General features: G+C 52.8%; 2 protein-coding genes. Both read left to right on the top strand.

Annotation, left to right across the window (positions count from 1 at the left end; translation table 11 throughout):
- The coding region (locus QT222_RS00020; protein WP_491475902.1) for a hypothetical protein at positions 1–222 on the top strand (222 nt) is incomplete at its 5' end.
- Between the two features lies 1 nt (position 223).
- On the top strand, positions 224–534 hold a 311-nt coding region (locus tag QT222_RS00015), incomplete at its 3' end, for a hypothetical protein (RefSeq protein ID WP_491475901.1).

The raw sequence follows: 534 nt of genomic DNA, 5'->3' as shown, positions 1-534 counted from the left end.
GCCAACACGCTTTTCTCGATGTCTGGCAATTCTTGTACTTATGGGCTTAACCATACGTTTTCCCCCTCGGATTTCAATACCAGTGATTTGAAGGCTGTCTATATAGGGTCTCACTATAGGGGTATTTGTCGTGTGTTCATTGAATTTGATACGCCTTTGGAAAAGACAGCGGATGAAGCATTTACCCTTCATTTTGAAGTGACGGAAGAACTTAGCCAGTAATATGCCAATCGACTTTGAAGCCGTTACCCAAACGACGGACGAACGCATCATCGAGTCGACCCGCGCCGCTGGGATGAAAGACCCTCGGCGCGGGGTACTCGGCAATCGTGGCGAGCCGAATCAGGACGATAAGCTGGGTACGCCGGCGCAGCATGATGAATTTGTGCCGGCTAATAACGCAAACGCGGAGTTGCTGTTTGTCCGGGCCTATGCGGCGCCGGCGCTGGGTTTCTTCGCGGATTGGAAAAGCGGTGCCTCATTCGTCCTGACGCGGTGGCAGTGGGGTGCAATCGATTGGGCGCGGAGCGAATA

It is taken from the genome of Haloferax sp. s1 (assembly GCF_058382125.1).
The sequence above is the reverse complement of the archived record's forward strand: the minus strand, read 5'-3'. Positions and strand labels throughout refer to the sequence as shown.